Here is a 16,453-nt window from a genome sequence, read left to right on the forward strand (position 1 = left end):
CCGCGCTTGACGAAATCGGAATCGGTAGGCATAAGCCACCACTCTTGTTGGACCGGCTGTGCACTTCGGTGCAGACGCGGTTCGCGAGAACGACCTAAGTCACTGTTCTTTGCAGCTTCTTGGGACTTCAACGGCCTTCGCGGGCGACTGCGTGGGCCGATCGTTTTTGCGGATTTGCGTTCCCGAGGGCCTCGTGCCCGAAGGCCTTCGGTCTTTGAAATGGTTCACAGGGACGCGGTCCTCCGACCGCATTGGAAGTAAGCACCGATATGGATCAAAGCATCCGCATCAGGCTCAAGGCCTTTGATCACCGCGTCCTCGATTTCTCGACGCGCGAGATCGTTAATACCGCCAAGCGCACCGGCGCGACCGTTCGCGGTCCGATTCCGCTGCCGACCCTGATCGAGAAGTTCACCGTGAACCGCTCGCCGCACGTCGATAAGAAGTCGCGTGAGCAGTTTGAAATCCGCACGCACAAGCGCGTGCTCGACATCGTCGACCCCACCCCGCAGACCGTGGACGCGCTCATGAAGCTCGACCTGTCCGCCGGCGTGGACGTCGAGATCAAGATTTAAGTAGAAAGAGGCGGGATCCGATGCGCACGGGCGTGATCGCCAAGAAGCTGGGCATGACCCGCGTGTTCGCCGAAGACGGCGCGCACGTACCGGTCACTGTGCTGCAGCTCGACGGCTGCCAAGTCGTCGGCCAACGTACCCAGGAGCGTGACGGCTACGTCGCTCTCCAGCTGGGCGCTGGCACCAAGAAGGCCAAGAACACGGCTAAGGCTCAACGCGAAATCTACGCGAAGGCCGAAGTTGAACCGAAGGCCTATGTGACCGAGTTCCGCGTTGACGCGGAAGGTCTGCTGGATGTGGGCGCCGAGCTGTCGGCCGAACACTTCCTGGTGGGCCAGAAGGTCGACATCCAGGGTGAAACCATCGGTAAGGGTTTCGCCGGCGCCATGAAGCGCTGGAATTTCGGCGGTCTGCGGGCCACCCACGGCGTCTCGGTCTCGCACCGTTCGCACGGTTCGACGGGTAACCGTCAGGACCCGGGTCGTACGTTCCCCGGCAAGAAGATGGCCGGCCACTACGGCCAGGAAGTCGTCACCCAGCAGAACCTGACCGTCGTCCGCGTGGACGCCGAGCGTGGTCTGATCCTGATCAAGGGCGCTGTCCCGGGTCACGACGGCAGCTACGTCAAGGTTCGTGACGCCATCAAGAAGGCCCGTCCGGCCGACGCCCCGTTCCCGGGCGCCGTCAAGTCGGCTGGCAAGTCCAATGGGGCCGCTCAACCCGCCTCGACCCCGGCTGAAGAAGCTCCCGTCGAAGCGACCGAAGGCGGTGAAGCGTAATGAAACTCTCTGTCATCAAACTCGACGGCAAGGCTGCCGGCGACGTGGATCTGTCGGACGCCGTCTTCGGCATCGCTGACATCCGCGGCGACATCCTAGCCCGCACCGTCAACTGGCAACTGGCCAAGCGCCGCGCCGGTACGCACAAGGTTCAAACCCGCAACGAGAATTCTCGTACGGGCAAGAAGATGTACAAGCAAAAGGGCACCGGCGGCGCTCGTCACGGTTCGCGCCGTGCACCGCAGTTCGTCGGCGGTTCGCGCGCCTTCGGTCCGGTCGTTCGCGACCACGGCTTCTCGCTGCCGAAGAAGATCCGCGCTCTTGCTCTGCGTCACGCCCTGTCCTCGAAGGTGAAGTCCGGCGACCTGATCGTCGTCGACACCGTCTCGGTCAAGGAAGCCAAGACCGCCTCGCTGCGCGAGACGCTCGGCAAGCTGGGCTGGACCAAGGCTCTCATCATCGCGGGTCCCGAAGTCGACACGAACTTCGGCCTGGCCGCACGCAACATCCCGCACATCGACGTGCTGCCGAACGCCGGCCTGAACGTCTATGACATCCTGCGGGCTGAAAAGCTGGTGCTGACCAAGGCCGCCATCGAGGCGATCGAAGCCCGCTTCAGCGATAAGGAAGCCGCGTAATGGCCGCTCAACCTACCGCCAAGCACTACGACACCATCCTGGCTCCGGTGATCACCGAGAAGGCCACGATCCTGTCCGAGCAGAACAAGGTCGTCTTCCGCGTTGCCGACACGGCGACCAAGGACGAGATCGCCGCGGCGGTCGAAAGCCTGTTCAAAGTCAACGTCCTGAAGGTCAACACCCTGGTTCAAAAGGGCAAGACCAAGCGTTTCCGGGGTATCCTGGGTCGTCGGGTCGACATCAAAAAAGCGATCGTGACGCTGGCTGACGGCCAGTCGATCGACGTCACCACGGGGCTCTGATCAGATGGCCTTGAAGCATTACAATCCGACTTCGCCGGGCCGTCGCGCCCTCGTGCTGGTCGACCGTTCGGAACTCCACAAGGGCCGTCCGGAAAAGTCGCTGACCGAAGGTCTGACCAAGTCCGGCGGACGTGGCCAGGGCGGTCGCATCGCGGTCCGCTTCCGCGGCGGCGGCGCCAAGACCCTGTACCGCAAGATCGACTTCAAGCGTCGCAAGTGGGACATGGTCGGCACGGTCGAGCGTCTGGAATACGACCCCAACCGCACGGCCTTCATCGCCCTCGTGACCTACGAAGACGGCGAGAAGACCTACATCATCGCGCCGCAACGCCTTAAGGCCGGCGACACGGTGATCGCGGGCGAAAAGACCGACGTGAAGCCGGGCAACGCCATGCCGCTCCGTTCGATGCCGGTGGGTACGATCATCCACAACATCGAAATGAAGCCGGGCAAGGGCGCTCAGCTGGCCCGTTCGGCCGGCGCCTACGCCCAGCTGGTCGGTCGCGATCAGGGCTACGCCCAGATCCGTCTCGGCTCGGGCGAGCTGCGCATGGTCCTGGACGGCTGCATCGCCACGGTGGGCGCGGTTTCGAACCCCGACCACATGAACCAGAACCTCGGCAAGGCCGGTCGCAAGCGCCACATGGGCTTCCGTCCGCACGTCCGCGGCGTCGCCATGAACCCGATCGACCACCCGCACGGTGGTGGTGAAGGCCGGACCTCTGGTGGTCGTACCCCGGTTACCCCGTGGGGCAAGGACACCAAGGGCACCCGTACCCGCAAGAACAAGGCTACGGACAAGTACATCATCCGTACCCGCCACGTTAAGAAGGCTCGCTAAGAATGGCCCGCTCCTCCTGGAAAGGCCCGTTTGTCGACGGGTATCTGCTCAAGAAGGCCGACGCCGTTCAATCGTCGGGCCGCAAGGACGTGATCAAGACCTGGTCGCGCCGCTCCACCATCCTGCCGCAGTTCGTCGGTCTGACGTTCGGCGTCCATAACGGTCAGAAGCACGTTCCCGTGTCGGTCTCGGAAGAGATGGTCGGCATGAAGTTCGGCGAGTTCGCCCCGACCCGGAACTTCCCGGGTCACGCGGCGGACAAGAAGGCCAAAAGGAAGTAACTGATGGCCCAGACCAAGAACATTCGTCGGGTCGCCCCGACAGAGGCCCGCGCCAAGCTGGTCAACGTGCGCATCAGCCCGCAAAAGCTGAACCTGGTCGCCGCATCGATCCGCGGCATGCCGGTTCAGAAGGCGCTGAACGAGCTGGAATTCAGCCGTAAGCGTATCGCGACCGATGTCCGCAAGGTCCTGTATTCGGCGATTTCGAACGCCGAGAACAACCACAACCTCGACATCGACAACCTAGTCGTCGCCGAGGCCTTCGTGGGCAAGAACCTGGTGATGAAGCGTTTCGCGAGCCGTGCTCGTGGTCGCTCGTCGCGCATCCTGAAACCGTTCAGCGAGATCACCATCGTGGTCCGTGAAGCCGGCGAGGCCGCCTGATGGGTCAGAAAATCAATCCGATCGGTCTGCGCCTCGGCGTGAACCGTACGTGGGACAGCCGTTGGTTCGCCGCCGGCGCCGACTATTCCCGCCTGCTGCACCAGGACCTGAAGCTGCGCGAGTGGCTCAAGGAACGCCTGGCCGCCGCCGGCGTGTCGCGCATCATCATCGAGCGCCCGCACAAGAAGTGCCGCATCACCATCTACGCCGCCCGTCCGGGCGTCGTGATCGGCAAGAAGGGCGCTGACATCGAGAAGCTCCGCAAGGACATCTCGGCGCGCACCGAAGGTGAGGTTCACCTGAACATCATCGAAGTCCGCAAGCCGGAAACCGATGCGCAGCTGATCGCTGAAAACATCGCGCAACAACTGGAACGCCGCGTGGCCTTCCGTCGCGCCATGAAGCGTTCGATGCAGTCGGCCATGCGTCTCGGCGCCAAGGGCATTCGTATGAATGTCTCGGGTCGTCTGGGCGGCGCCGAAATCGCTCGTATGGAATGGTACCGCGAAGGTCGCGTGCCGCTTCACACGCTGCGCGCCGACATCGACTATGGCTTCTACGAAGCCAAGACGACCTACGGCATCATCGGCGTGAAGGTCTGGGTGTTTAAGGGTGAAGTGCTCGAGCACGACCCGATGGCCCAGGACAAGCGTTGGGCCCAGGAAGCCTCGGGTCCGTCCTCGAACGAAGGCCGCGAACGCGGCGGCCCCCGTGGCGACCGCGGTCCGCGTCGCGACCGGGGACGTGAGAACTAAGTCATGTTGCAACCGAAGAAGACCAAGTACCGCAAGGCCTTCAAGGGCCGCATCCACGGCTCGGCCAAGGGCGGCTTCTCGCTGAACTTCGGGTCGTACGGCCTGAAGACGCTGGAGCCGGAACGCATCACTGCGCGTCAGATCGAAGCGGCTCGCCGCGCGATCACTCGCCAGATGAAGCGCCAGGGCCGCGTCTGGATCCGCGTCTTCCCCGACCTGCCCGTCACGGGCAAGCCGGCCGAAGTCCGGATGGGTAAGGGCAAGGGCGCCGTGGACCATTGGGCCGCACGCTGCCACCCGGGCCGCATCCTGTTTGAAATCGACGGTGTCACGGACGAAGTCGCCCGTGAAGCTCTCCGTCTCGGCGCTGCCAAGCTGCCGGTCCGCACCAAGGTCGTGACCCGCATCGACGCCGGCATCGCTCATGTTGAGGTAGCCGCGTAATGACCAAGATCGCCGATCTGCGGTCGCAGACGACCGACCAGCTGTCCGACGAGCTGCTGAAGCTCAAGAAGGAACAGTTCAACCTGCGTTTCCAGGCGGCCACCGGCCAAATGGAAAAAACCCACCGCGTGGGTGAAGTGCGCAAAGACATCGCCCGCATCTCGACGCTTCTGCGCGAGAAGCGTGCGGCCTCGTAAGGAAACGAATATGCCCAAGCGAATTCTTGAAGGCGTGGTCGTGTCCGACAAGGGCGAGAAGACCGTCGTCGTGAAGGTGGAGCGCACGCTGCTTCACCCCGTTCTGAAAAAGATCGTTCGTCTTTCGAAGAAGTACCACGCGCACGACGAAGCCAACGCGCTCAAGGTCGGCGACATCGCTCGCATCGTCGAGTGCGCCCCCAAGTCCAAACTGAAGCGCTGGGAAGTCCTTTCCAACGCCTCCGCCTCGTAATCAGAAGGATCTGATCTTATGATCCAGATGCAAACTAACCTGGAAGTGGCCGATAATTCGGGCGCCCGCCGGGTCATGTGCATCAAGGTGTTGGGCGGCTCCAAGCGCCGCTACGCCTCGATCGGCGACACTATCGTCGCCTCCGTGAAGGAAGCCATCCCTCGCGGCCGCGTGAAGAAGGGCGACGTTGTTCGCGCCATCGTCGTGCGCACCGCCAAGGACATCCAACGCAAGGACGGCTCGGTCATCCGCTTTGACAAGTCGGCCGCCGTCATCGTCAACAAGCAGAACGAGCCTGTCGGCACGCGGATCTTCGGCCCGGTTCCCCGCGAACTGCGCGCCAAGAACCACATGAAGATCATCTCGCTGGCTCCGGAGGTCCTGTAACATGGCCGCCAAGATCAAGAAGGGCGACCGCGTCGTCGTCCTCACCGGCAAGGACAAGGGCCGCACGGGCAACGTGCTGAAGGTCCTGCCTACCGAAAACCGCGTCCTCGTCGAAGGCGTCAACATGGTTCAGCGCCACACGCGCCCGAGCCAGGCTGACCCGCAGGGCGGCATCAAGAACAAGGAAGCCTCGCTTCACCTGTCGAACGTCGCGATCGCCGACGCCAACGGCAAGGCGACCCGCGTCGGCTTCAAGATCGATGGGGACACCAAGGTCCGCATCGCCAAGACGACGGGAGACGTCATCTGATGGCTACCGAGAAATACACCCCCCGTCTGAAGTCGGACTATCAGGCCCGCATCCGTGCGGAACTGAAGACCAAGTTCGGCTACACCAACGAGATGCAGATCCCCAAGCTGGACAAGATCGTCCTGAACATGGGTATCGGAGAAGCCGTCGCCGACTCCAAGAAGGCCAATGCGGCCCTCAAGGATCTGACCGCCATCGCCGGTCAGAAGGCCGTCGCCACCAAGGCTCGCAACTCGATCGCCGGCTTCAAGCTGCGTGAAGGCATGGTCATCGGCGGCAAGGTCACCCTGCGCGGCGACCAGATGTACGAGTTCCTGGACCGGTTCATCACGATCGCGCTGCCGCGCGTGAAGGATTTCCGTGGTCTGAAGGGCACGTCCTTCGATGGTCGCGGCAACTACGCCACGGGTCTGAAGGAACACATCGTGTTCCCGGAGATCAACTACGACCAGATCGATCAGATGTGGGGCATGGACATTGTCGTCTGCACCACGGCCAAGACCGATGAGGAAGCCAAGGCTCTCCTCACCGAGTTCAAGTTCCCGTTCGTGAAGAACTGAGCGGGAAGGGAAGAGAACAATGGCTAAGAAGAGCGCCGTAAACCGCAACGAAGCCGTCAAGGCCCTGGTTGCGAAGTATGCCGCGAAGCGGGCCGCCCTGAAGGCGACCGCCAACGATGAAAACCTGCCGCTTGAGGAGCGTTTCGACGCCCGCCTGAAGTTGGCTGAACTGCCGCGCAACTCCGCGCCGAGCCGTATTCGCAACCGTTGCGAAGTGACGGGTCGTCCGCGGGCGTTCTATCGCAAGCTCAAGATGAGCCGGATTGCGCTGCGTGAACTCGGCAACCAGGGCCAGATCCCTGGCCTGACGAAGTCGAGCTGGTAAGGGGAGCGAACAGACATGATGATCAACGATCCCCTGAGCGACATGATCGCTCGCATCAAGAACGCGGCGACCCGCAAGCGTTCCAAGGTGCTGACCCCCGCTTCCCGTCTGCGTCAGCGCGTCCTCGACGTGCTGCAGGACGAAGGCTACATCCGCGGCTACAACCTGGTTCAGAACCCGGGTGAGTTTCCGCAGTTCGAGATCGAGCTGAAGTACTTCGACGGTCAGCCCGTCATCGCCGAAATCGCGCGCGTGTCCAAGCCGGGCCGCCGCGTCTATTCGGCGATCGGCGATCTGAAGCCGATCAAGAACGGCCTCGGCATCTCGATCCTCTCGACTTCGAAGGGCGTCATGTCCGACGCTTCTGCCCGCGACGCCAACGTCGGCGGCGAAGTCCTCTGCAGGGTCTACTGATATGTCCCGTATTGGCAAGAAAACCATCGCTGTGCCGAAGGGCGTGACTGTCACGCTCGACGGCCAGAACGTCGCTGTGAAGGGTCCCAAGGGCGAGCGCTCCTGGACCGTCGCCGAAGAGATCGAAGTCAGCCAGGAAGGCGACGAACTGTCGCTGACCCTGCGTTCGGACACCCAGCGCGGTCGCGCGATGTGGGGTCTGTCGCGCACCCTGGTCGACAACATGGTCGTCGGCGTCACCACCGGCTTCGAGAAGTCGCTGGAGCTGGTCGGCGTGGGTTACCGCGCCGCGATGAAGGGCGACGCCCTTTCGCTGCAGCTCGGCTTCTCGCATGAAGTCGACATCGCTCCGCCGGCCGGCGTCAGCTTCGCTGTTCCCAAGCAGACCGAGATCAAGGTCTCGGGCGCGGACAAGCAGGCTGTCGGTCAGATCGCCGCGGTCATCCGCAAGCTGCGTCCGCCGGAGCCCTACAAGGGCAAGGGCGTCCGTTATGCGGGCGAGAAGGTCCGTCGCAAGGAAGGCAAGAAGAAGTAAGTCATGGCTCTTTCTCTTCGACAACAAGCCAAGCGCCGCTCGGAGCGCACCCGTCGCCGCCTGAAGGCTGTCGCCAATGGTCGTCTGCGTCTGTCGGTCTACCGTTCGGACAAGAACATCTCGGCCCAGATCATCGACGACGCCCAGGGCGTGACCGTCGCTTCCGCCTCGTCGCTGGAAAGCGTCAACGGCAAGAAGGGTTCGGACACCGCCGCGGCCGCCGCGATCGGCAAGCTGATCGCCGAGCGCGCTCTCGAGAAGGGCGTCAAGGACGTCGTCTTCGACCGGGGCGAGTACATCTATCACGGACGGGTGAAGGCGCTGGCGGAAGCCGCGCGTGAAGCCGGCCTGAATTTCTAAGGGACGCGACAGATGGCGCAACAACCCCAACGCGGCGGCGGCGGCAACGATCGCAACCGTCGTGACAACCGCAACGCTCCCGCTGTCGATGGTCCGGATTCGGACATCGTCGAAAAGCTGGTTCACATCAACCGCGTCGCCGCCACCGTGAAGGGCGGCCGTCGCTTCAGCTTCGCAGCCCTGATGGTCGTCGGCGACGGCAAGGGCCGCGTCGGCTTCGGTCACGGCAAGGCGCGCGAAGTGCCGGAAGCCATCCGCAAGGCGACCGAAGAAGCCAAGAAGACGATGATCAAGGTTCCGCTGCGCGAGAACCGCACCCTGCACCACGACGGCAACGGCCGTTGGGGCGCCGGCAAGATCATGATGCGCGCCGCCCCTCCCGGGACCGGCGTCATCGCGGGCGGTCCGATGCGCGCCGTGCTCGAAACCCTCGGCGTCCAGGACGTCGTGGGCAAGTCGACCGGTTCGTCTAACCCCTACAATATGATCCGCGCGACGTTCGAGGCCCTCAAGGTCCAGTCGTCGCCGCGCCAGGTCGCCTCGAAGCGTGGCAAGAAGGTCGCCGACCTGATGGGCCGCCGCAACGACGGCGCCTCGACGCCCGAAGCTGTGGAGTCCTAAGTCATGGCTGAGAAGAAGACCGTCACCGTCAAGCAGACCGGTTCGCCGATCCGCCGCAAGAACGATCAGCGCGCCACCCTGGTGGGCCTGGGTCTGAACCGTCTGGGCCGCGAGTCGACCCTGGAAGACACGCCTTCGGTTCGTGGGATGATCGCCAAGGTCGCCCACCTGACCGAGATCGTCGAAAAGTAAGCCGTTTCGCCCTCTCCCGAACCCGGGGGAGGGCGTTTCAGTCTTGCGAATACCCGAAGGGTCGCCTATCAGCGGCCCTTAAATTTTTACAGCCGAGTCCGGAGCCGTGTTCCGGGCGCTAGCACCCGAAAGGATCAGGCACATGAAACTGAACGAAATCCGCGACAACGAAGGCGCCCACAAGAAGCGTATGCGCGTCGGCCGTGGCCCCGGTTCGGGCAAGGGCAAGACCTCGGGCCGCGGCGTCAAGGGTCAGAAGTCGCGTACCGGCGTCAGCCTGCTGGGCTTCGAAGGCGGCCAGATGCCGCTGTACATGCGTATGCCCAAGCGCGGCTTCAACAACCCGAACGCCCTGAAGCTGGCCGAAGTGAACCTGTGGCGCCTGCAAGACGCCATCGACGCCGGCAAGCTGGACGCCAAGTCGGAACTGAAGGGCGACGCCCTGGTCGCCGCCGGCGTGATCCGTCGCGTCAAGGACGGCGTCCGTCTGCTGGGCACCGGTGAGCTGAAGCAGGCCCTGAACCTGGTCGTCTGGTCGGCCACCTCGGGCGCCATCAAGGCCATCGAAGCCGCCGGCGGCTCGGTCGTGCAAGAGCGTATCGCCGCCGAAGCCAAGGCCGCCGCGCGCGTCGAGAAGCGCAACGCCGCCAAGGGCAAGGCTCCGGCTCCCAAGGCGCCGCGTGGCGACGAGAACAAGATCTCGGCTCGCACCAAGCGCACCGCCGCCAAGGCATAAGCAACGCGTCGTCGCGGCTTATTGGGCCGTGGCCTGAATACACCTGCGACGACGAAACAACGGAAGCGGCCCTCGCATGAGGGCCGCTTTCCGCCTATCTGACGACTCAGTCAGTCGTGGGGACGCATAATGGCTTCGGCCGCAGAACAACTCGCCGCCAATATGAACATGGGCTCGTTCGCGAAAGCGACCGAGCTCCACAAGCGCCTGCTGTTCACGCTGGGCGCCCTGCTGGTTTATCGCATCGGTACCTATGTGCCGATCCCGGGCATCAATTCGCAGGCCTTCCTGCAGTTCTTCCAGGACCCCTCGGGTCAACGCGGCATTCTGGACATGTTCAACATGTTCTCGGGCGGCGCGGTCGAGCGTATGGCCATCTTCGCGCTGAACGTCGCGCCCTACATCTCGGCGTCGATCATCGTGCAACTGATGGGCACCGTGTATCCGCCCTGGGAGAAGCTGAAGAAGGAAGGCGGCGAAAGCGGCCGCAAGCAGCTGAACCAGTACACCCGTTATCTGACGGTCTTCCTGGCCCTGGCCCAGTCCTTCGGCATCGCCGCCGGCCTGAACGCCCAGCCCGGTCTGGTCGACAATCCGGGCATCTTCTTCCTGGTCTCGACCGTGGTCACCCTGACGGGCGGCACCATGTTCCTGATGTGGCTGGGTGAGCAGGTGACGGCGCGCGGCGTCGGCAACGGCATCTCGCTGATCATCTTCGCCGGTATCGTCGCAGTCCTGCCGTCGACCATCGCCCGGATGCTGGGCCTAGCCCAGCAGGGTCAGATGTCGGCCTTCTCGCTGCTGTTCCTCGCCGTCCTGGCCGTCGCCACCGTCGTCTTCATCGTCTTCATGGAACGGGCCCAGCGTCGTCTGCTGATCCAGTATCCGAAGCGTCAGGAAGGCAACCGCATGGCCGGGGGCGAGCGTTCGTTCCTGCCGCTGAAGGTCAACACCGCCGGCGTCATCCCGCCGATCTTCGCCTCGTCGCTGCTGATGCTGCCGACGACGGTGGCCAGCCTGACCGCCAACGCCAATCTGCCCAGCTGGGCCAGCTGGCTGCCGTTGGTGACGGCGCAGCTGACGCACGGCCAGCCGCTGTTCATGGCCCTGTATGCGGCCCTGATCATCTTCTTCTGCTTCTTCTACACCTCGATCACCTTCAATCCGGAGGACACGGCCGAGAACCTGCGGAAATACGGCGGCTTCCTGCCGGGCATCCGTCCGGGCAAGCGGACGGCCGAGTATCTGGACTATGTCCTGACGCGCCTGACGGTGATCGGCGCCGCCTATATCACCGTCGTCTGCCTGCTGCCCGAGTTCCTGGTCGCCCAGATGGGCAACAGCCTCTACTTCGGCGGAACGTCTATCTTGATCGTGGTCTCGGTGACGATGGACACTGTCGCCCAGATCCAGTCCCAACTTCTGGCCCACCAGTACGAAGGTCTGATCAAGAAGGCCAAGCTGCGGGGTCGCGGCGGTCGTGGCGCGCCCACGCCGGTGCGTCGCTAAGTCTTAAGTGTTGAAGAAGCCTGGGGAGGGCTTACGCGTGAACTTGATCCTGTTCGGACCGCCGGCGGCGGGCAAGGGGACACAGGCCAAGCGGCTGGTCGAAGAAAAGGGCATGGTCCAGCTCTCGACCGGCGACATGCTGCGCGCGGCCATCGCCTCGGGTTCCGAACTCGGCGAGAAATGCCAAGCCATCATGGCGCGTGGCGACCTCGTGTCCGACGAGATCGTCATCGCCCTGATCGAGGATCGCCTGCCGGAGGCCGAGGCCGCTGGCGGCGCCATCTTCGATGGCTTCCCCCGCACCGTGGCCCAGGCCGAGGCCCTGGACGCGATGCTGGCCAAGCGCGGTTCGCAGATCGACAGCGTCGTCCGGCTCAAGGTCGATGACGCCGCCCTGCTGGAGCGGATCACCAAACGCTACGCCGACCAGGGCCGTCCCGATGACAACCCCGAGACCTTCGTGGTTCGTCTGGACGCCTACAACCGCAACACCGCCCCGCTGCTTCCCTATTACGAGGCCCAGGGCAAGCTGACCGAGGCGGACGGCATGGGCTCCATCGAGTCTGTGGCCAAGGCGATCGACGAAGCCCTGGCGTGACCAAACCGGACCTCGGGCGTTAATCGACCGATGGACGAAGCGGATACTCAGAATAACCGAAGGCGCGCCCGCAAACGCTGGCGCGCCTTCGCGCTTTTCGGCGGGGTCGCCGCCGTCGAGATCGGCCTGTTCCTGCTGCTGGGCCAGGTGAAGGGCCGCGCGCCGGAGACGGCGAACCTTGCCGAACCCCAGCCGTTCGAGGTCGTCCTCTACGATCCGCCGCCGCCCCGCTCCGACCAGCCCCCGGCGCCTGAAACCGGGGGAGGGGCGCCCGCCGCCCCGTCGCGCGTCCATACGCCTCCGCCGCCGAAACAGCCGCGCCCCGTCGAACTGCCGTCTCCGCCGAAACAGGCGCCCGAGCCCGCGCCGGTCGTCGGCGTCGCTCCGACGCCCTCGCTCGAGCCCGGCTTCGGTCAGGGCGGGCAGGGGACGGGCAGCGGATCCGGAGTCGGTGCGGGCTCCGGCCCCGGAACCGGATCTACCGGTCCGCGCCTGGTCGTCGGCCCGACCCTCGCTCAGGTCCGCGCCAACCACCCGCGCCAGGCCCGCAGTCGCTACGGCCGGGTCGAACTGTCGTGCCGAATCCGGCTGGACAGCCGACTGGAAGCCTGTCGCGTGGTCGAGGAGACGCCCGCCGGCCTGGGCTTCGGCGCGGCGGGCTTGGCCGTGTCCAGCTATTTCCGCGTCGAGCCCCCGACCGAGAACGGCCGTCCCGTCGAGGGGCGGCAGATGACGGTCGGCCTCGACTTCGGCATTCCTCCCCGACGCTGACCGGGTTGCGTTGACACCCTTTCCGACGCGCGCCTCTATGGGCGGCTCACGGGGGATGTTCGATGATACGATTGACGACGGCGACGGCGCTCGCCCTGGTTCTGGCCTGCGGCGCGGCGCCCGCCTTTGCTCAGACCGCCCGCCCGGCGACCGCCGCCTCCGCCCAGACCCTCGGCGGCCTGTTCCCGCTGCAGGTCGATCAGGACAAGGGGACGGTCAAGATCGAACTGCCGCCGCCCGGCGCCGACGGCGTCCTGGCCCGCGTCATCCATTTCACCACGCTTCGCACCGGCGTTGGTTCGGCCGTCACCGGCCTGGACCGGGCCCAGATCGGCCCGACCCACATCCTGGTCTTCCGCAAGGTCGGAAACCGCGTCGTCGCCGAATACGAGAACCCGACCTATCGTGCGCCCAACGGCTCGACCGACGAACAGGCCGCCGCCCGTGACGCCTTCCTGGGCTCGACCGTCTGGTCCGGCGAGATCGACAGCCGCACGGCCGGCGGCGGAATCGTGGTCGATATCGGCAAGTTCCTGACCTGGGACGCGACCGGCATCGCCGCGGCCCTGAAGGCGTCGGGCCAGGGCAGCTTCCGCCCCATGGCCGACCTCAGCCTGGTCGACGCCTCGGCCGCCCGCGCCTTCCCCGAGAACGTCGAGCTGGAGGCCCGGCTGACCTTCGCCTCGGACGACGCGGGGCGCGAGGTGTCGCGCATCGCCCCCGACTCTCGTCTCGTCACCTTCACCGTCCACCACAGCTTCGTGAAACTGCCGGACGACGCCTATCAGGTGCGGCCGTTCGATCCCCGCACCGGGGCGATGAACCAGGTCGTCGCCGACTTCTCGGCTCCGCTGGACCAGCCCATCGTCTCGCGCCTGGCCGCCCGTTTCCGGCTGGAGAAGACCGATCCGACCGCCGCCCGCTCGACCGTGGTCAAGCCCATCGTCTTCTATGTCGACCGCGCTGCCCCCGAGCCGATCCGTTCGGCCCTGGTCGAGGGGGCGATGTGGTGGGCCGACGCCTTCGACAAGGCGGGATTCATCGACGCCTTCCGCGTCGAGGTCCTGCCCGAGGGTGTCGATCCGATGGACGCCCGCTACAATGTCATCAACTGGGTCAACCGGGCGACGCGCAGTTGGTCCTACGGCCAGAGCGTGGTCGATCCGCGCACCGGCGAGATCGTCAAGGGCTCGGTCCTGCTGGGCTCGCTGCGGGTCCGTCAGGACATGCTGATCTTCGAAGGCCTGGTCGGCGCCGACCGTACCGGCACGGGCGCTCAGGACGATCCCGAACGCATCGCCCTGGCCCGCATCCGCCAACTGTCGGCGCACGAGGTCGGTCACGCCATCGGCCTGATGCACAATTTCGCAGCCTCGACCCAGGACCGGGCCTCGGTGATGGACTATCCGGTGCCCCTGATCGGGGTGGACGGCGACAGGCTCGACTTCTCCAACGCCTACGGTGTGGGGATGGGGGCGTGGGACGACTTCGCCATCGACTGGCTCTACGCCCCGGCCGATGCGGCGGCCCTGGACCGCAAGGCGAGGGAAGGGGCCGCGCGCCTTCGCTTCGTCTCCGACGCTGACGCCCGCGTCCCCTCGATGGGCCAGCCCTGGGGCAGTCTGTGGGACAATGGTTCGGATCCGGTCGCGGAACTGGCCCATCTGATGCGGGTGCGCCGTATCGCCCTGGATCGTTTCGGCCTGGGCAACCTGCCCGCCGGTTCTCCCGTCAACGACCTGCGCCGCCGCCTGGTCCCCATATACCTGTATCACCGCTATCAGGTGGACGCCGTGCTGAAGCTGGTCGGCGGGAGCGACTACGGCTTCCCGGTCGTGGGCGACGGGCGCGAGATCGCGACCCCGGTTCCGGCCGCGACCCAGTCGGCGGCGCTGGACGCCCTGCTGACCACGCTGGATCCTGCCGAACTGGTCCTTCCGGTCCCGCTGCTGGATCTGCTGGCCGCACAGCAGTCGGGCGATGCGGACATTCAGCACCAGATCGAGGTCTTTCCCGGCGAGACGGGACGCGGCTTCGACGCCGGCGCCGCCGCCGACGTGGCGGCCGAGGTCACCCTGTCCGGTCTGTTCGGACCCGAGCGGGTCAATCGTCTGGTCGAGGCCACGGCGCGCGATCCCCAGGCCCTGGGTCTGTCCGACGTCCTGAGCCGCACCTCGGCGGCGGTGTTCAAACCGGCGACCGGGCGTCAGGCCGAGCCGGCGCGCCGCGTGCAGGCCCGCTATGTCCTGATCCTGGCCGGGCTGACGCGCGGCAAGGATCTGTCGGGCACGGCCGCCGCCCTGATCGAGGCGGAACTGATGACGGTAGGGGAGAGGCTGCGTGGATCCCGCGCCGCCGATCCGGCCCAGCGTGCGCACGACCGCTGGCTGGGCGGGCTCTTGACCGACCGCGAGAGATTGGATCAAGTGTTGACGGATCGACGTCACCCGGTCGCCGTCCCTCCGGGCAGCCCGATCGGCGACGAGGATTGCTGGCTGTGCGGGCTCCAGCCGTCGTCAATACGCTCAGGCGTTGACGGCCTGTGAATCATCTGTATAAGGGCGCCTTCCCGCGAAGGGCGCCACGCTCCTGGTTTGTTAACCGGAGCGTTTGTTGCGTCTGACTAACGCGTATCTGGAGAATTTCGTGGCCCGTATTGCTGGCGTCAACATCCCGACCAACAAGCGCGTTGAAATCGCGCTTCAGTACATCCACGGCATCGGCCCTGCCGCCGCCAAGGACATCACCGAGAAGGTCGGCATCGAGCCGGCCCGTCGCGTGAACCAGCTGACGGACGCCGAAGTCCTGTCGATCCGCGAGACGATCGACAAGGATCACACCGTCGAGGGCGACCTGCGCCGCGAGACGTCGATGAACATCAAGCGTCTGATGGACCTGGCCTGCTACCGCGGCCTGCGTCACCGTAAGGGCCTGCCGGTCCGCGGCCAGCGCACGCACACCAACGCCCGCACCCGCAAGGGCCCCGCCAAGCCGATCGCCGGCAAGAAGAAGTAAGACATAGACATGGCTAAGGAACCGGGTCGCGTAAAGAAGCGCGAGCGCAAGAACATCACCTCGGGCGTCGCCCACGTGAACGCCAGCTTCAACAACACGATGGTGACCATCACCGACGCGCAAGGAAACGCGATTTCCTGGTCGTCGGCCGGTCACATGGGCTTCAAGGGTTCGCGCAAGTCGACCCCGTATGCGGCCCAGATGGCGGCTGAAGACGCCGGCAAGAAGGCGCAGGAACACGGCGTGAAGACGCTGGAAGTGAACGTTTCGGGTCCGGGTTCCGGCCGTGAGTCGGCCCTGCGCGCCCTGCAGTCGGTCGGCCTGACGATCACGACGATCCGCGACGTCACTCCGATGCCGCACAATGGTTGCCGTCCGCCCAAGCGTCGTCGCGTCTAAGCGACCGCGTTCCAAGGCACCCCCCATCTCCGTCGGTTCCACCATGGCCTCGTCGACAAGGCCGGAACCGACGAAACCCGTTCGAGGGACAAAATGATCGAAAGAAACTGGCAAGAGCTGATCCGTCCCGAGAAGCCGCAGATCGAGATCGGTTCCGACGCCCAGCGCAAGGCGCGCCTGGTGGCCGAACCCCTCGAGCGTGGCTTCGGCGTGACGCTCGGCAACGCGCTCCGTCGCGTTCTGCTGTCCTCGCTGCAAGGCGCGGCTGTCAC

27 protein-coding genes and 1 pseudogene are annotated in these 16,453 nt (G+C 65.1%); all 28 read left to right on the plus strand.

Features of this window, described 5'->3' with window-relative positions:
* Window positions 1-269: 269 nt before the first annotated feature.
* Entirely contained in the window at window positions 270-575 is a 306-nt protein-coding gene (gene rpsJ / locus ACIQ1T_RS13770) for a 30S ribosomal protein S10 (RefSeq protein WP_003164367.1), read from the plus strand.
* A gap of 20 nt (window positions 576-595) precedes the next feature.
* Complete coding sequence (gene rplC / locus ACIQ1T_RS13775) at window positions 596-1,354, plus strand: 50S ribosomal protein L3 (protein WP_395945129.1); 759 nt, start codon at window positions 596-598, stop codon at window positions 1,352-1,354.
* Window positions 1,354-1,992, plus strand: a complete 639-nt coding sequence (gene rplD, locus ACIQ1T_RS13780) for a 50S ribosomal protein L4 (protein WP_395945130.1) — start codon at window positions 1,354-1,356, stop codon at window positions 1,990-1,992. Before rplC ends, rplD begins: the two co-directional genes overlap by 1 nt.
* Window positions 1,992-2,294: a 50S ribosomal protein L23 gene (locus ACIQ1T_RS13785; RefSeq protein ID WP_008260292.1), complete on the plus strand. Its 303-nt coding sequence runs from the start codon at window positions 1,992-1,994 to the stop codon at window positions 2,292-2,294. Before rplD ends, ACIQ1T_RS13785 begins: the two co-directional genes overlap by 1 nt.
* A gap of 4 nt (window positions 2,295-2,298) precedes the next feature.
* Window positions 2,299-3,135 (plus strand): 50S ribosomal protein L2, encoded by an 837-nt coding sequence (gene rplB, locus ACIQ1T_RS13790; protein ID WP_008259904.1) that lies wholly within the window; start codon window positions 2,299-2,301, stop codon window positions 3,133-3,135.
* Window positions 3,136-3,137: 2 nt separating this feature from the next.
* A complete protein-coding gene (gene rpsS / locus ACIQ1T_RS13795) occupies window positions 3,138-3,416 on the plus strand; it encodes a 30S ribosomal protein S19 (protein WP_007442184.1) in 279 nt (92 codons plus the stop codon).
* A gap of 3 nt (window positions 3,417-3,419) precedes the next feature.
* On the plus strand, window positions 3,420-3,800 hold the full coding sequence (rplV, locus tag ACIQ1T_RS13800; RefSeq protein WP_008262904.1) for a 50S ribosomal protein L22: 381 nt from the start codon (window positions 3,420-3,422) through the stop codon (window positions 3,798-3,800).
* On the plus strand, window positions 3,800-4,555 hold the full coding sequence (rpsC, locus tag ACIQ1T_RS13805; protein WP_395945131.1) for a 30S ribosomal protein S3: 756 nt from the start codon (window positions 3,800-3,802) through the stop codon (window positions 4,553-4,555). The genes rplV and rpsC overlap by 1 nt, the downstream gene beginning before the upstream one ends.
* Window positions 4,556-4,558: 3 nt before the next feature.
* On the plus strand, window positions 4,559-4,999 hold the full coding sequence (rplP, locus tag ACIQ1T_RS13810; protein WP_267516103.1) for a 50S ribosomal protein L16: 441 nt from the start codon (window positions 4,559-4,561) through the stop codon (window positions 4,997-4,999).
* Window positions 4,999-5,196 carry a 50S ribosomal protein L29 gene (gene rpmC, locus ACIQ1T_RS13815; protein WP_008263673.1) on the plus strand — a complete coding sequence of 66 codons (198 nt, stop codon included), beginning with the start codon at window positions 4,999-5,001 and terminating at the stop codon, window positions 5,194-5,196. The genes rplP and rpmC overlap by 1 nt, the downstream gene beginning before the upstream one ends.
* Before the next feature lie 10 nt (window positions 5,197-5,206).
* Window positions 5,207-5,449, plus strand: coding sequence for a 30S ribosomal protein S17 (gene rpsQ, locus ACIQ1T_RS13820; protein ID WP_008262472.1), 243 nt, complete (start codon window positions 5,207-5,209; stop codon window positions 5,447-5,449).
* 18 nt (window positions 5,450-5,467) lie between these two features.
* A complete protein-coding gene (gene rplN, locus ACIQ1T_RS13825) occupies window positions 5,468-5,836 on the plus strand; it encodes a 50S ribosomal protein L14 (RefSeq protein ID WP_003164378.1) in 369 nt (122 codons plus the stop codon).
* Between the two features lies 1 nt (window position 5,837).
* Window positions 5,838-6,146, plus strand: a complete 309-nt coding sequence (gene rplX, locus ACIQ1T_RS13830) for a 50S ribosomal protein L24 (RefSeq protein WP_008263379.1) — start codon at window positions 5,838-5,840, stop codon at window positions 6,144-6,146.
* Window positions 6,146-6,706: a 50S ribosomal protein L5 gene (gene rplE, locus ACIQ1T_RS13835; protein WP_201100515.1), complete on the plus strand. Its 561-nt coding sequence runs from the start codon at window positions 6,146-6,148 to the stop codon at window positions 6,704-6,706. The genes rplX and rplE overlap by 1 nt, the downstream gene beginning before the upstream one ends.
* A gap of 19 nt (window positions 6,707-6,725) precedes the next feature.
* Window positions 6,726-7,031, plus strand: coding sequence for a 30S ribosomal protein S14 (gene rpsN, locus ACIQ1T_RS13840; protein WP_135195330.1), 306 nt, complete (start codon window positions 6,726-6,728; stop codon window positions 7,029-7,031).
* Between the two features lie 15 nt (window positions 7,032-7,046).
* Window positions 7,047-7,445 carry a 30S ribosomal protein S8 gene (gene rpsH / locus ACIQ1T_RS13845; RefSeq protein WP_135195331.1) on the plus strand — a complete coding sequence of 133 codons (399 nt, stop codon included), beginning with the start codon at window positions 7,047-7,049 and terminating at the stop codon, window positions 7,443-7,445.
* A 1-nt stretch (window position 7,446) separates the two neighbouring features.
* Entirely contained in the window at window positions 7,447-7,980 is a 534-nt protein-coding gene (rplF, locus tag ACIQ1T_RS13850) for a 50S ribosomal protein L6 (protein WP_395945132.1), read from the plus strand.
* A gap of 3 nt (window positions 7,981-7,983) precedes the next feature.
* Entirely contained in the window at window positions 7,984-8,340 is a 357-nt protein-coding gene (rplR, locus tag ACIQ1T_RS13855; protein ID WP_395945133.1) for a 50S ribosomal protein L18, read from the plus strand.
* 12 nt (window positions 8,341-8,352) lie between these two features.
* Entirely contained in the window at window positions 8,353-8,961 is a 609-nt protein-coding gene (gene rpsE, locus ACIQ1T_RS13860; RefSeq protein ID WP_395945134.1) for a 30S ribosomal protein S5, read from the plus strand.
* A 3-nt stretch (window positions 8,962-8,964) separates the two neighbouring features.
* On the plus strand, window positions 8,965-9,153 hold the full coding sequence (gene rpmD, locus ACIQ1T_RS13865; RefSeq protein ID WP_184277823.1) for a 50S ribosomal protein L30: 189 nt from the start codon (window positions 8,965-8,967) through the stop codon (window positions 9,151-9,153).
* Between the two features lie 142 nt (window positions 9,154-9,295).
* Window positions 9,296-9,889 carry a 50S ribosomal protein L15 gene (rplO, locus tag ACIQ1T_RS13870; protein WP_395945135.1) on the plus strand — a complete coding sequence of 198 codons (594 nt, stop codon included), beginning with the start codon at window positions 9,296-9,298 and terminating at the stop codon, window positions 9,887-9,889.
* Window positions 9,890-10,018: 129 nt separating this feature from the next.
* The gene (gene secY, locus ACIQ1T_RS13875) at window positions 10,019-11,398 is read left to right on the plus strand and encodes a preprotein translocase subunit SecY (protein WP_395945136.1); all 1,380 of its coding nucleotides are present in this window, start codon (window positions 10,019-10,021) and stop codon (window positions 11,396-11,398) included.
* 37 nt (window positions 11,399-11,435) lie between these two features.
* Window positions 11,436-11,996 carry an adenylate kinase gene (locus ACIQ1T_RS13880; RefSeq protein WP_395945137.1) on the plus strand — a complete coding sequence of 187 codons (561 nt, stop codon included), beginning with the start codon at window positions 11,436-11,438 and terminating at the stop codon, window positions 11,994-11,996.
* A 30-nt stretch (window positions 11,997-12,026) separates the two neighbouring features.
* The gene (locus ACIQ1T_RS13885; protein WP_395945138.1) at window positions 12,027-12,767 is read left to right on the plus strand and encodes an energy transducer TonB; all 741 of its coding nucleotides are present in this window, start codon (window positions 12,027-12,029) and stop codon (window positions 12,765-12,767) included.
* Between the two features lie 62 nt (window positions 12,768-12,829).
* Entirely contained in the window at window positions 12,830-15,313 is a 2,484-nt protein-coding gene (locus tag ACIQ1T_RS13890; RefSeq protein WP_395945139.1) for a zinc-dependent metalloprotease, read from the plus strand.
* Between the two features lie 100 nt (window positions 15,314-15,413).
* Complete coding sequence (rpsM, locus tag ACIQ1T_RS13895; protein WP_026108555.1) at window positions 15,414-15,782, plus strand: 30S ribosomal protein S13; 369 nt, start codon at window positions 15,414-15,416, stop codon at window positions 15,780-15,782.
* A gap of 9 nt (window positions 15,783-15,791) precedes the next feature.
* Entirely contained in the window at window positions 15,792-16,181 is a 390-nt protein-coding gene (gene rpsK, locus ACIQ1T_RS13900) for a 30S ribosomal protein S11 (RefSeq protein ID WP_008264180.1), read from the plus strand.
* 93 nt (window positions 16,182-16,274) lie between these two features.
* A pseudogene (locus tag ACIQ1T_RS13905) lies at window positions 16,275-16,453 on the plus strand (DNA-directed RNA polymerase subunit alpha); the annotation flags it as partial.

Origin of the sequence: Brevundimonas sp. (assembly GCF_044336875.1) — a bacterium.
In the GTDB taxonomy this organism is placed as follows: domain Bacteria; phylum Pseudomonadota; class Alphaproteobacteria; order Caulobacterales; family Caulobacteraceae; genus Brevundimonas.